13 protein-coding genes are annotated in these 13,289 nt (G+C 44.1%); all 13 read left to right on the top strand.

The window, feature by feature from the left end:
- Positions 1-146: 146 nt before the first annotated feature.
- A complete protein-coding gene (locus Q0307_RS03175; RefSeq protein WP_298656407.1) occupies positions 147-311 on the top strand; it encodes a hypothetical protein in 165 nt (54 codons plus the stop codon).
- A gap of 140 nt (positions 312-451) precedes the next feature.
- Positions 452-1,252, top strand: a complete 801-nt coding sequence (locus tag Q0307_RS03180) for an NERD domain-containing protein (RefSeq protein WP_298656410.1) — start codon at positions 452-454, stop codon at positions 1,250-1,252.
- Between the two features lie 113 nt (positions 1,253-1,365).
- The gene (locus Q0307_RS03185) at positions 1,366-1,860 is read left to right on the top strand and encodes a TIR domain-containing protein (protein WP_298656413.1); all 495 of its coding nucleotides are present in this window, start codon (positions 1,366-1,368) and stop codon (positions 1,858-1,860) included.
- A gap of 1,099 nt (positions 1,861-2,959) precedes the next feature.
- On the top strand, positions 2,960-3,214 hold the full coding sequence (locus Q0307_RS03190) for a type II toxin-antitoxin system Phd/YefM family antitoxin (RefSeq protein WP_298656416.1): 255 nt from the start codon (positions 2,960-2,962) through the stop codon (positions 3,212-3,214).
- Positions 3,211-3,639 carry a type II toxin-antitoxin system VapC family toxin gene (locus tag Q0307_RS03195; protein WP_298656419.1) on the top strand — a complete coding sequence of 143 codons (429 nt, stop codon included), beginning with the start codon at positions 3,211-3,213 and terminating at the stop codon, positions 3,637-3,639. The genes Q0307_RS03190 and Q0307_RS03195 overlap by 4 nt, the downstream gene beginning before the upstream one ends.
- Before the next feature lie 462 nt (positions 3,640-4,101).
- Positions 4,102-4,389, top strand: coding sequence for a hypothetical protein (locus tag Q0307_RS03200; protein ID WP_298656421.1), 288 nt, complete (start codon positions 4,102-4,104; stop codon positions 4,387-4,389).
- Between the two features lie 317 nt (positions 4,390-4,706).
- Entirely contained in the window at positions 4,707-5,393 is a 687-nt protein-coding gene (locus Q0307_RS03205) for an ABC transporter ATP-binding protein (protein WP_298656423.1), read from the top strand.
- Between the two features lie 5 nt (positions 5,394-5,398).
- Positions 5,399-7,888: an ABC transporter permease gene (locus Q0307_RS03210; RefSeq protein WP_298656426.1), complete on the top strand. Its 2,490-nt coding sequence runs from the start codon at positions 5,399-5,401 to the stop codon at positions 7,886-7,888.
- On the top strand, positions 7,878-8,990 hold the full coding sequence (locus Q0307_RS03215; protein WP_298656429.1) for a lipocalin-like domain-containing protein: 1,113 nt from the start codon (positions 7,878-7,880) through the stop codon (positions 8,988-8,990). The genes Q0307_RS03210 and Q0307_RS03215 overlap by 11 nt, the downstream gene beginning before the upstream one ends.
- Positions 8,991-9,125: 135 nt before the next feature.
- Complete coding sequence (gene boxA, locus Q0307_RS03220; protein WP_298656432.1) at positions 9,126-10,412, top strand: benzoyl-CoA 2,3-epoxidase subunit BoxA; 1,287 nt, start codon at positions 9,126-9,128, stop codon at positions 10,410-10,412.
- 141 nt (positions 10,413-10,553) lie between these two features.
- The gene (locus tag Q0307_RS03225; protein ID WP_298656435.1) at positions 10,554-11,348 is read left to right on the top strand and encodes an enoyl-CoA hydratase-related protein; all 795 of its coding nucleotides are present in this window, start codon (positions 10,554-10,556) and stop codon (positions 11,346-11,348) included.
- Positions 11,345-12,847 (top strand): 3-hydroxyacyl-CoA dehydrogenase, encoded by a 1,503-nt coding sequence (locus Q0307_RS03230; protein ID WP_298656438.1) that lies wholly within the window; start codon positions 11,345-11,347, stop codon positions 12,845-12,847. Before Q0307_RS03225 ends, Q0307_RS03230 begins: the two co-directional genes overlap by 4 nt.
- Complete coding sequence (locus tag Q0307_RS03235; RefSeq protein ID WP_298656440.1) at positions 12,844-13,278, top strand: MaoC family dehydratase; 435 nt, start codon at positions 12,844-12,846, stop codon at positions 13,276-13,278. Before Q0307_RS03230 ends, Q0307_RS03235 begins: the two co-directional genes overlap by 4 nt.
- Positions 13,279-13,289 lie beyond the last annotated feature (11 nt).

Raw genomic sequence — 13,289 nt, forward strand, 5'->3', positions numbered from 1 at the left:
AGGGCTGATTAATCGAATGGTGACTCACTCTTGACTTTCGCTAGAGGTCTATTGAGTTAAGAGCAGAGATTAGCTATACAGCAAACATCAGCGGCCCAGATTATGATAATTCAATATGGGATAGTGAAGATAAAGAATATATCTTTATGGAATATTTTAATGGGAATTTTGATTTCGATGACACTTACAATGTTTCAATGAATATATTTTTTGATGAAGAACAAAATGAACTAACAGAGATAGATGGCGTTCTGTTCGATGGCAGTACTGAGGTTGAGCTTAATTATGATGATGGATACCCATACAAATAATCTAACAAGATTCTCGACGACGGACGCGGTGACAGCCCGCGACTCCGACCATTCTACTCCCCGCCGCGCCCGTCAGATTTGACGTTGGGCTACAATAGAAACCGACATTTCCACATCAATAACAAAATAAAGGCGTAATTATGAATGACATAGCAACACAAATAACAACACAAATTTTTCATTCAATAGGACAGATATTTGTAAGTTTTTGGATTTTAATTCTCATATTGATAATAGCTATTTTCCTAAAGTCTTCGTACTTTAAAGGAAAATTAGGAGAAGCTATAGTAAGTCGATCAATAACTAACAAACTTGACCCAAACATATACCATATAATAAATAATGTTACATTGCCTTCGTTTGATGGCACTACACAGATTGATCATATCATAGTATCTATATACGGCATTTTCGTGATAGAGACAAAAAACATGAAGGGCTGGATATTTGGTGACAAAAACAATAAAACATGGACACAAACCATATATAAAAAATCACATAAATTTCAAAATCCAATTCATCAAAATTATAAACACATAAAAACATTGACTAAAATCACGGGCATTGAAGAAGAAAAAATTCATTCAGTTATAGTTTTTACTGGCGACAGCAAATTCAAAACCACAATGCCTGACAATGTTTTAAATAAAGGTTGGGTTGATTATGTGCTTTCAAAAAATGATTTACTTTTATCATATGATCTAGTTCAAGATACTATAGAGTGCATTAACTCACAAAAATTTGAGGCATCATTCAAAACTAATCAAGAACATATTAATCAACTAAAAGTCAAACAAAGAATTATCAGCTCAAGTCATAATTGTCCAAAATGCGGCTCTACTTTAACAAAAAGAGTCGCTAAAACAGGGGCTAATATTGGTCGTGAGTTTTACGGCTGCTCTCAGTTCCCACAATGTAGATACACCAGAGCTATCAATTAAAAGCCCAACAAGTTGCTCGACGACGGACGCGGTGACAGCCCCCAATCAACTTCCCGCCGCGCCCGTCAGCCTTGACGTTATGCACTAAACCAAGTATGAGGCAGATTCGAAACATGACTGAGCCAAAGCTATTCATTTCCTATTGTTGGTCGAGTCCTGATCATGAAGATTGGGTTCTCCGACTTGGCACTGAGCTTCGAGAAAATGGAGTGGATGTAATATTAGATAAATGGGATCTGAAAGAAGGGAATGATGCAAACGCATTTATGGAGAAAATGGTTTCAGATGAAGAAATCAAAAAAGTTATCTTGGTTATAGATGAGCAATATAGCGATAGAGCTAACGCGAGAAAAGGTGGTGTCGGGACAGAGACTCAGATTATCTCAGCCGAGGTTTATGAGAGCGTCGATCAAAATAAGTTTGTTACCGTGGTAGCGAGCAGAGACTCGGAGGGAAAGGCAAAACCTCCTGTATTTTATAAGTCGAGAATATACATTGATTTATCAGATGAAGAGCTTTATGGAAAAAACTTTGAGCAGCTATTGAGATGGATTTACGATAAGCATTTAAATGTAAAACCTGAAATTGGAAAAAACCCGCATTCTTAGATGAGGAGGAGCAAGTCTCTTTAGGGACTTCGGTTGCTTTTCGAAGATTAGTTGAAGCAATAAAGAATAATCGTTCACATGCTAACGGAGCATTGGTTGAGTATCTGAACTTATTCTCAGAGAACTTTTCACGACTTAGACTAGAGCCAAGCAATGGAGTTAGTGATTTTGATCAAACAGTAGTTGATAGCATTAACCAATTTATCCCAGCTAGGAATGAGCTGATAGAGGTGTTTGGTGTTATTGCTCAATATGATCAAACGACAAAGTCAGCTCCAGTTGTACATAAATTCTTCGAATCTCTGATTCCATTTCTTGATAGGCCAGAGGGAGTTACCTCTTATCATAAGTGGGACTGGGACAATTTAAAGTTTATTATTCATGAATCTTTCATTCTATGCGTTTCAATTTTTCTTAAATATGAAAGATTCGATATTGTTTCTTACTTGTTGAATCAGAGGTATTACATTGCAAATGATGCTCGTTATGGGCGTAGTACAATGGAATCCTTCGGAGTATTTCGAAACTATCTTGAATCGCTTAACCATCGAAATAGCTGATTGAAACTCCAACGACTATCAGTTCACGCAGATATGCTCAAGGAGAGATGTACAGATTCAGGCGTTTCATTCAATACAATGATGCAAGCAGATTTTGTTTTGTACCTAGCAGAGGCACTGCGAGGCGTTAAGGAAGGTCGGAGGCAAGAGTGGTGGCCAAAAACTCTTGTTTTCAAGTCCTTTCATGGCGGAACGTTTGAAATTTTCCTTAGGTCTGAGTCCGTTGAGTACTTTAGCCGCCTTGCTTCGGTTTTGGGTATAAGTAAGAAAACAGAACTGGAGCCATTTGTTCAAGGCATAAAAAATGACTCTATATACGTTCCAAAATGGCAGTTTGATAGGATCGCTCCTTTAGAATTAATGAATTATGAAAATCTGTGCACGCGTGCATAACAAAGTGCTGCTAGGGACAAACCTACGCTGCGCTTCGGCTTGCCCCAGAGCACGGCGTTATCTGCACATAGATTCGCCATCATCTTGACAAGATTCATAAAAGAAAATACTGTCTAGTCTGTCTAGTTTAATTTGAGGTTATAGCTATGGAACAGAACACATGGCAGCTCCAAGATGCAAAAAGCAAATTTAGTCAATTAGTTGACAACGCAATGCATCACAGACCCCAGTTTGTGACTAAGCATGGTAGCAATGCGGTTGTTATCATTTCATTTGAAGAGTACGCAAATTTTATCAAGCCAAAAGGTGATTTGGTGACATTTCTAAGAAGCTCTCCTTTGGCAGACAGTGACCTTGATTTCACAAGAAATAAAGATATGACAAGAGATATTGAGCTGTGAACTACCTGCTAGATACTTGCGTTATCTCTGAGGTGATCAAGAGAGAACCAAACAAAAATGTGATTTCATGGCTCCAGGCTCAAGATGAAGCCAATTTATTTTTAAGCATATTGATATTCGGTGAGATACACAAAGGCATTCAAAAAGACCCCGATCAAACCAGAAAGAAAAAACTAAAAATTTGGCTCGAAGAAGACTTAAAAAAGCGTTTTGCTAATCGCATTATTCCCATTGACTTAAAGGTTTTGACTAACTGGGGTTCTATCCAAGGTTCAGCAGAATTAATAGGCAGACCAATGGCTACCATTGATGGACTAATAGCTGTATCAGGACTCACATATAATTGTACTGTAGCCACAAGAAATATTTCAGACATGGAGCAAAGCACAGCAGAATTATTTAATCCTTGGGAATATAAAGAATAATACAAATTAACGATGTGTTTGGCGACGGACGCAGTGACAGCCCACAACTCTGATTTGATTACTCCCCACCGCGCCCGTCATATTGACGTTGGCATATTTCTGAACACCTTCGCCCTTCCCATCATATATCTAAGTAATTTAAGATGAAGACAGTAGGCACACAAACAAATATGATACCGTCGATAGTATGAAGCCTATCATACTGGAATCCGATCAAAAATCAGGTGCTTGTCGAAAAACGGAATGTTTCGTTCGAGGATGTGATCTTTTCTCTACAATCAGGCGGCTTACTGGATGACATGGCTCACCCTAACACGGAGAAATATCCCCATCAGCGAATGTTCGTTATATCCATTGACGAGTATGTATACTTAGTACCATATATCGAGAATGAGGAAGAAATATTCTTAAAAACCATCATTCCAAGTAGAAAGGCAACTAAACATTACCTTGGAGATAAAAATGAAAGAATCTAAATTAGATACAGAAGAACAAGACATCTTAGATGCCTTTGATGCTAATGAGTTTCAGTCAGATATATCACCATCTCGTCGGGATTTCATTAAAAAATCTGCGCTCCAAACATCAAAGAAAGACAAAAGAATAAACATAAGAATATCAAGTCGCGATCTTGTCGTTCTTCGACGAAGGGCTTTGGCAGAGGGGATACCCTATCAAACACTTTTATCAAGCATCTTACATAAATATGCGTCAGGTACTCTTCACGATATTTTTGTAGCAAATAAATAGCCAAAAGTTATTCGACGACAGACGCGGTGACAGCTCATTACTCCGATCAACATACTCCCCGCCACGTCCGTCAATTCAGACGAAAAGGTGGGGTATTTTGTTTGAAGAGTTGATAATTTCTCTACAATTGGGAGGCTGATTTTTTTGAGAGAGCAACAAACCCAACGAAATAGCAGGTTGAATAACTTTACCGTACTCTATAAGCCATATTAGGCAAATTAACGATACGCCACTCAAAAGCCGCTGTAAAAAAGCTCCAGTTTGTCTCCCATCTCATTCCATGCTAAACCTGCCTTTTTAGTGTTAGGACTATAGCCGTGCTTAGCGCCCATCATCTCCATTATGCTTATCCCGAAGCTGGACAGTGGCATACCGTGCTCAAGGATGTGAGTCTTGAATTAGCCCTCGGTGAACAGGTGGCTTTAGTGGGAAGTAGTGGTTCGGGCAAGTCGACTTTATTGAATTTGCTAGGTGGCATTGATAAGCCAGCGTCTGGGCGGATTTTCCTAAAAAATCAAGAACTCACTGCTTTAAAAGAGCCAGCTTTAACTCTATTTCGGCGCCAACAGATTGGTTTTATTTATCAGCAATTTAATCTGATTCCGACTTTAACCGTGGCAGAAAATATCTTGCTGCCCTTGGGTTTATTGAGGGTAGCTGCCAAAGAACAACAAGAGCGTTTGGCGCAGTGGCTAGCCGCGATTCAATTACCGACGCGTGCTAATGCTTTTCCTGATCAACTTTCGGGTGGGGAGCAGCAGCGGGTGGCAATTGCGCGTGCTTTGATTCATCAACCCGCTTTAGTGCTTGCTGATGAGCCAACCGGTAATTTAGATGCAAAAACGGGACAGTTGATTCTGGATTTATTATTCAATCTGGCTGCGCAAGCCCAGCAAACTTTATTAGTGGTTACCCATAGCAAGGCAGTGGCAGAACGCGCCGAACGCATCCTAGTTTTACAAGAGGGTGTCTTAGAAAACAGTTCATCGACACTGGCTTGGTAATGCTCATGCCGAGTTTATTATTACGTTCCAGTTGGCGATTTTTTACTCGACACCCGTGGCAACTCTGGCTGACCTTATTGAGTATTGCCTTAGGCACGGCCGTGATGATTGCGGTCGATCTAGCGAATCACAGCGCTGCACAATCTTTCCAGCAGTCGGTCAATACGCTGTCTAGCCCGATGACACATGAACTCAAAGCGGTGCATGGGCAAATACCCGATGAGTTTTATCGACAGTTGCGGGTGGAGTGGGGCTATCGAGACAGTCTACCTGAAGTCGAGTTATCCCTAAGCTTTAAGGGCCTGCATTACAGTTTATTAGGCTTAGATCCTTTCGCAACCAGCTTACCCGCTAGCAGTTTAGGCTCGCTAAATTCAGGTGTACTCACCCGCTTACTCACGGAGGCGAATACACTGATTGCACCCAAGGACTCAGGTTTACAAGTGGGTCAAGTATTGCCAGCGGGGGAGCGTGAGTTTACGGTGATTGGTCTGGCTGATTTAGCACGTAGTGATTTACTGTTGGCGGATATTTCGACTGTGCAGAGCAATGCAACGGGTTTAACTCGGATTCAATTGAAGTTGACTGAGGCCGAAGCACAAGCTTTACAAGCCCGTTTGCCGCCGGAGTTGAAGCTAGAATCCTTTGCGAATCAGCAAGCGGTGTTCGGGCAAATGACAGGCGCGTTTAGCACTAATCTGTTAGCGATGAGTTTATTAGCGATCTTGGTAGGTGCCTTCTTGGTCTACAACACCATGACTTTTTCGGTGTTACAGCGGCGTTCAAGTTTTGCGGTAGCGCGTATGTTAGGTGTTACTGCAGGGCAATTGTTTCGGAGTTTGCTGCTGGAGGCTTGTGTTTTAGGCTTAATCGGTAGTGCTTTAGGTGTACTCCTTGGTGTACTTTTAGGTCAGGGCTTATTAGTGCTAGTGACTCAAACGATTAGCGATTTATACGTGAGTGTTGCACCCACTGATTTATTAATTACCCCCGCGATTGCCTTGAAAGGTGTCGGTGTGACTTTAGCGGCAGTGTTGCTTGCCACGCTAGCGCCTGCTCTTGAAGCAGCGCGTGTTGCTCCCGTACAAGTACAGCGCCGTTCGAGGTTAGAGCAAACTAATCAGAACTTAAGTTTCAAGCTAGTGAGCGCGGGTTTAGTACTCATGCTGGGTAGTGCGCTCCTGATTAGCAGTTCAGGGAAGCAATTGGTGTTAGGCTTTGTAGGGCTGTTTATGCTGATTGTGGGGTATAGCCTGCTGATTCCTTGGGTACTGCGCAAGCTCTTAAAGTTGCTTCAACAAGCCACTGCAAAACTTACGCATAGGCAGTTATTAAGTTCGATGGCTTTGCGTAATTTAGAAGCCGGTTTAAGTCGTACTAGTTTAGCTATTATTGCCTTGACAGTGGCGGTGTCTGCCACGATTGGTGTGAGTATGATGATCGGCTCTTTCCGTTCCAGTGTCGCGGATTGGTTGAATATGACTTTACCCAGTGATTTATATGTTTCAGCTTTAAGTGAAGATGCTTCACGAGTCGAAGGTTCTTTGACACTCGTTTGGTTGGATCGGATAAAAACTTTGCCCGAAGTAGCAAGTATCAGTACCGGTTTATCCACGCGATTAACCGTTGAAGGCATGCCGCTACCCACTTTAGTTTTGCAGCCAGCAGCACATAGTGAACGCGGGTTTGAGTTCTTACAAAATACACCAACGGATGCTTGGCAGCGCTTTGAAAAAGCCGAAGGTGTCCTCGTTTCTGAGCCGTTTGCTTATCATTATAACCGAGGAGTTGGGGCGAGTTTGCAGCTTAATACTGAAGCAGCCGGTGTGCTGAAGCTACCGATTCTGGGGGTATTTCGCGATTATAGTGCAACTCAAGGTATGTTGGTGTTACCGCGTGGTTTGTATGAGCGCTATTGGCAAGATCGCAATATTTCCTCCATTGGCTTAACTTTAAAGCAGGGCGTAGATACACCTTTAGTTCAACAGCAGCTACAAGCGTGGGCGAAAGATTTGCAGCCCGTGAATCAATCCTTAGTCATTCGCTCGAACACCGAGATTCGTGAAAATTCCTTACAAGTCTTTGATCGTACTTTTGCCATAACCCATGTACTGCGCGTTTTGGTGCTGATCGTCGCCTTTGTCGGCGTGTTCAGCGCTTTAATGGCTTTATTTTTAGAAAAGGGACGTGAATTCGCGATTCTGCGCTCGACAGGTTTTACCCCTAAACAAGTGCAAATTTTAGTGCTAAGCCAAGCGGCTTTATTAGGTTTGCTTGCTGGACTCTTCGCGTTGCCTTTGGGCTGGCTGATGTCGGTGGTACTGATTGACATTATCAACCAACGTTCCTTTGGTTGGACGATGCACAGTTATTTCTTCGCTGACACTCCACTGCAAGCGCTGTTGTTAGCTGTAGTTGCTGCGCTCTTAGCCAGTCTGTATCCAGTACGCCGGATTGGACAGCTCTCGATTCGGGAGGGTTTATATGGTCGCTAGATTATTGTTACTGGGTTTATTACTGCTACTAAGCGCTTGTGAGAAACAATCTGACTCAGGCAGTATCAACTTGAATGCTGCCTTGGGTGGCATTCCGGCGGATGGCTTTGCACGAGCCGTCGAACCACGTCCCTTTACGTTTCCGCAAGAACATGCCGCTCATCCTGAGTTTCGCAATGAATGGTGGTATATCACCGGCAATTTACAGACTGAAAGGGGGCGACAATTTGGTTATCAAGTGACTTTCTTTCGGATCGCACTTAGCCCTAATTCCCCCCAGACTGTATCGAATTGGGCGACTAATCAGGTATGGATGGCGCACATTGCGCTAACCGATGTCGAAGGCCAGAAGCATTTGCATGACCAACGCTTTGCACGGGGTGCAGCAGGTTTGGCAGGGCAGAAAATACAGCCCTTTAAAGTTTGGTTAGAGGATTGGCAAATACTCGGTCAAGCGAATGGCGATTTTCCGTGGACGGTACAGGTTGCCAATACAGACTTTAGTCTCAAATTAACTCTGCAACCTGAAAAGCCAGCCGTGTTGCAAGGCAAGCAAGGTTTAAGCCAAAAAAGCAGTGAAGCGGGGAATGCATCCTACTATTACTCTTTCACCCGTTTAGCCAGTACTGGTTCGATTCATTATCAGAATCAAGATTTCCAAGTGACGGGTTCTTCATGGTTAGACCGTGAATGGAGCACGAGCGCTTTGGGCAAGGATCAAGCGGGTTGGGATTGGTTCTCGCTGCAGTTTAAGGCTGGACAGGAGTTGATGTTCTATCAATTACATAAAACTTCAGGGGAAGCGGATCAAGCCTATAGTCAAGGCAAATGGATTGCAGCAGATGCGAGCACCCGCAATTTAAGCCTGAAGGATGTGGAGCTACAACCCCTTCAGTATTGGCAAGCAACGAATGGGACACAATATCCGATTGTTTGGGAGCTGAACTATCCAGCCATTAAAGGCCGTTGGCGAGTTGAGGCTGTAGTCGATGATCAGTTGATGGAAACGAGTGTACTGTACTGGGAAGGAGCAGTGCGAGTGCTGGACTTAGAAAAGAATCAAGTAGTCGGGCAGGGATATTTAGAGTTATCGGGGTATTAGTCTTTTAGTTTTCATTCGTTTTTCTATTAAATTGTTATTAAGAAATATAATGCAATTCATTGCTTGAATGAGTTCTCTAATTTATGCATAATAATGCATAAATCCAATCATAAGCCACACGTCGGAGGAGCCATTGTGGATACAGTCTCATCTGCGCTGCTAAATCAGCATTTAATCGATCCTGAGATTTGCATACGTTGCAATACTTGCGAGGCGACTTGCCCCGTCGCTGCAATTACCCACGATTCCCGCAATTATGTGGTGGACGCGAGCAAATGTAATTTTTGTATGGCCTGTGTGCCACCTTGTCCAACGGGTTCGATTGATAATTGGCGCGCCGTTCCAGCCAGTCGCCCGTATACAATTGAAGAGCAATTTAGTTGGGATGATTTACCCGCTGAATTAAGCGCTGAACAATTAGCTGAGGCCGGTGTTGCTGCTGACGCTGCTACTGTCGAAGTTCTAGCGGCTGTGCCTAGTACTAATGTAGCGACCTCTGATGGTGAAGCGCCTTTCAATAGTGCGCAATACAATGCGACTTTACCACCTTGGTCAGCCGCGCATGCTTATACCAATTTATATGGGGCAAAAGCCGCTGAAAAGTTTGTGACTGCAACGGTGGTTGGGAATGTGCGTGTCACTGAAGTAGGGCGCGAGTACGATACCCATCACATTATGCTCGACTTCGGCTCGATGCCTTTCCCTGTCTTAGAAGGTCAGTCGATCGGGATTATTCCGCCCGGTGTGGATGAAAACGGCAAGCCGCATTATGCGCGCCAATATTCCATTGCTAGCCCACGGAATGGCGAACGCCCCGGTTATAACAATGTCTCGCTAACCATCAAACGTGTCTTAGAAGATCATCAAGGCCGCCCCGTGCGTGGGGTGGCTTCTAATTACATGTGCGACCTGAAAGTAGGTGATAAGGTGCAAGTAATTGGGCCTTTTGGTACCAGCTTCTTGATGCCGAATCATCCGCGTTCCCATATTGTGATGATCTGTACCGGCACAGGGAGTGCGCCGATGCGGGCGATGACTGAGTGGCGCAGACGCTTACGGGCGAGTGGCAAGTTTGAAGGTGGCAAATTAATGCTGTTCTTTGGTGCACGTACTAAAGAAGAGTTACCTTACTTTGGCCCTTTACAAAGTTTACCAAAAGACTTTATCGATATTAATTTCGCTTTCTCACGCATTCCGGGGCAACCGAAACGCTATGTTCAGGATCTAATGCGGGAGCGGGCGACTGATTTGATAGAGCTACTGAAAAGTAACGACACGCATTTTTATGTCTGCGGCTTAAAGAGTATGGAAGAAGGAGTAGTCTTGGCTCTGCGTGATATTGCCAAACAAGGTAATTTAGAGTGGGAGAGCTTGGGAATGAACCTGAAGCAAACGGGACGTTTACACTTAGAAACTTATTAAGAGTGGTGCAGGCTACTGTGAGATAAGGAATATTCCATTTTGAAGTGATACTAATAAATATATTTTGACTAAAAAAATGTATCACTTTAACATGCTCTCTCAATAAAGCTTGGCAGGCCGCCTTGCGGAGAAGGAGGAAAAATGAACACATTTAGTACCATAAAAATTAGTACACGTGCAGCGGGTGTCGCACAAGTGACTATGGCACGCCCTCAGGTATTTAATGCCTTTGATGAAACGATGGTGGGTGAGTTGGATGAAGCTTTCAGCCAACTGATCGCTGATCCTGCAGTGCGTGTCATTGTACTCGCGGGTGAAGGCAAGCATTTTAGTGCAGGTGCTGATCTGCAATGGATGCAACGTGCGAGTACTGCAACCCTAGAATGGAATTTGGCGGATGCCCGCCGTTTTGCTGGTGTATTTAGCAAAATCGAAACTTGCCCTAAACCGACCGTTGCGCGTGTCAATGGTGCGGCTTTAGGTGGTGGTGTCGGTTTACTCTGTGCCTGTGATATTGCGATTGCTGCTGATAATGCGAGCTTCTCAGTGAGTGAAGCTAAGTTTGGGATTATTCCTTCCGTGATTGGTCCCTATGTCACCAATGCAGTGGGCAAGCGTCATGCACGCCGCTTAGCCTTAACTACAACCCGCATTAAAGCGGATGAAGCTTTACGCATGGGTTTAGTCCACCAAGTGACGAGTTTGGAAGACTTGGATGCTGCCATTGATGCAACTGTAACGGAGCTTTTGGCAGGCGGCCCTGAAGCACAACGTGAAATCAAAGAGCTCTTTGCACAATTAGCCGTAGGGGCAATTACTGAAGAAGTGCGTGATTTAACAGCTCGCACCATTAGCCGGATTCGTGGCTCGGATGAAGCCCGAGAAGGTTTCGCTGCCTTCCTTGAAAAACGCCCTGCCAAGTGGATTCCAGTATGAGTATGATTAGCAAAGAAACCGCCGTTTTAGTCGTAGGTGCTGGGATTATGGGGGCTGGGATTGCCCAAATCGCTGCACAGGCTGGCCATACCGTATTTTTATACGATACCAAAGCGGGTGCTGCTGCTGATGCAAAAGCTAAGTTAGCCAAAACCCTAGATGGACTCGTTAGCAAAGGTAAACTGGATGCTACTGCGGCTGAACAAGCTGTAGGACGTATTCAAGCGCTCTCTGAACTAGATGCAGCCAGTAGCGCTGGTTTAGTGGTCGAAGCAATTATTGAAAATTTAGAAGTGAAACGTGGTTTATTCAAGCAGCTTGAGGTGCTTTTGGGTAAAGATGCGATTTTAGCGACTAATACTTCATCAATTTCTGTCACAGCTATCGCCAATGGCCTGCAACACCCAGAACGTTTGGTGGGGATGCATTTCTTCAATCCTGTGCCGCTCATGAAGTTGGTAGAGGTAGTTTCAGGTTTACAAACCAAGCCAGAAGTTGCTGAAGCTATTTTTGAGTTATCTAAAGCTTGGGGAAAAGTGCCAGTACATGCACGTTCTACTCCCGGTTTTATTGTCAATCGGATTGCACGTCCTTATTACGCGGAAAATTTAGCGCTTTTACACGAACAAGCTATACAGCCACATGTATTAGATGCTTGTTTGCGTGCAGTAGGGTTTCGCATGGGGCCTTGCGAGCTGATGGATTTGATTGGTTTAGATACTAATTATTCAGTGACGCGCTCAGTCTACGAAGCCAATTTCTTTGATAAGCGCTATGTACCTTCAGCCGTACAACGTGATTTGGTAGATGGTGGTTTGTTTGGGCGCAAGACTGGTCAAGGTTTCTATGATTATCGAGAAGGCGCTGTAAAGCCTGAGATTGCAAGCTTTACGCCAGCGGATGTACCGGCTGCGAATGAGGTTCAAGTTCATGGCAACTGTGCGCTAGCTAAGCGTTTGGCTGAGGCCTTGACGGCTGCCAAAGTAAGTTTTACTCATGCCACTGAGTCAGCTTGGACGGGCTTAAGTATTGATCATATACAGTTACGTTTAACGGATGGTCGGCCCGCTTCGCAGATTGGTAAAGAAGTTGCCGTATTTGATTTACCCATTTCTAAAGAATCCGGTCAAGCATTAGCCTTTGCCGTCTCGAATCGTGCTTCGGCTGAAGCGGCGGACTATGCAGCAGCTTGGTTGCGAGTATTAGGTTTTAACCCACAGCAAATGGCGGATTCTCCCGCTTTAATCGTTGCACGCACTTTATCGATGTTGATTAATGAAGCAGCCGATGCGGTACAGCAAGGTGTCTGTTCAGAAGCAGGTGCGGATGCGGCGATGAAGTTGGGTGTGAATTATCCAGCAGGTCCCTTTGAATGGTTGGCAAACTGGGATGCAGGCAAAGTTGTGCAAATTTTAGATCATTTGGATACCTTCTATCGAGGTGAGCGCTATCGCGTTAGCCCGTGGTTACGCTTGAAAGCGTGGCAGGAGGGGATATGAAATTCGCCGAATTTTATAATGGACAGGTGATTGAGACGGGTTTGTATAAAGTCTCTGAAGAGGAAATTTTACAATTTGCGCAAGCCTATGATCCACAATGGTTTCATGTCGATCCTGAGGCCTCTAAACAAGGGCGTTTTGGTAGTTTAATCGCTAGCGGTTGGCATACCTGCGGGATTGCCATGAAATTATTAGTACCTGCAGCCTTAGCTGGTTCTGAGTCCTTTGCATCACCGGGTTTGAAGTATGTGAAATGGCCGAATCCCGTTCGCCCGAATGATGAATTGTCTTTGCAAGCGACCGTGCTTGATGTACGGCGTTCTAGTAGTCGTCCAAGCATGGGGATTCTGCATTGGCGTTGGCAGTTATTTAATCAGGATGGTGCCGAGGTGCTTGATCTCGAAGCGACCAGTTTGTTTGATCTTTCCTAATGGTGACTTCT

Origin of the sequence: uncultured Thiothrix sp. (assembly GCF_937873765.1) — a bacterium.
In the GTDB taxonomy this organism is placed as follows: Bacteria; Pseudomonadota; Gammaproteobacteria; order Thiotrichales; family Thiotrichaceae; genus Thiolinea.

Coding starts and splice junctions, on each gene's coding strand:
- Q0307_RS03200 (WP_298656421.1), top strand. CDS start 4,102: ATGAAAGAATCTAAATTAGATACAGAAGAACAAGACATCTTAGATGCC.
- Q0307_RS03215 (WP_298656429.1), top strand. CDS start 7,878: ATGGTCGCTAGATTATTGTTACTGGGTTTATTACTGCTACTAAGCGCT.
- Q0307_RS03185 (WP_298656413.1), top strand. CDS start 1,366: ATGACTGAGCCAAAGCTATTCATTTCCTATTGTTGGTCGAGTCCTGAT.
- Q0307_RS03230 (WP_298656438.1), top strand. CDS start 11,345: ATGAGTATGATTAGCAAAGAAACCGCCGTTTTAGTCGTAGGTGCTGGG.
- Q0307_RS03225 (WP_298656435.1), top strand. CDS start 10,554: ATGAACACATTTAGTACCATAAAAATTAGTACACGTGCAGCGGGTGTC.
- Q0307_RS03175 (WP_298656407.1), top strand. CDS start 147: ATGGAATATTTTAATGGGAATTTTGATTTCGATGACACTTACAATGTT.
- Q0307_RS03210 (WP_298656426.1), top strand. CDS start 5,399: ATGCCGAGTTTATTATTACGTTCCAGTTGGCGATTTTTTACTCGACAC.
- Q0307_RS03190 (WP_298656416.1), top strand. CDS start 2,960: ATGGAACAGAACACATGGCAGCTCCAAGATGCAAAAAGCAAATTTAGT.
- Q0307_RS03180 (WP_298656410.1), top strand. CDS start 452: ATGAATGACATAGCAACACAAATAACAACACAAATTTTTCATTCAATA.
- Q0307_RS03235 (WP_298656440.1), top strand. CDS start 12,844: ATGAAATTCGCCGAATTTTATAATGGACAGGTGATTGAGACGGGTTTG.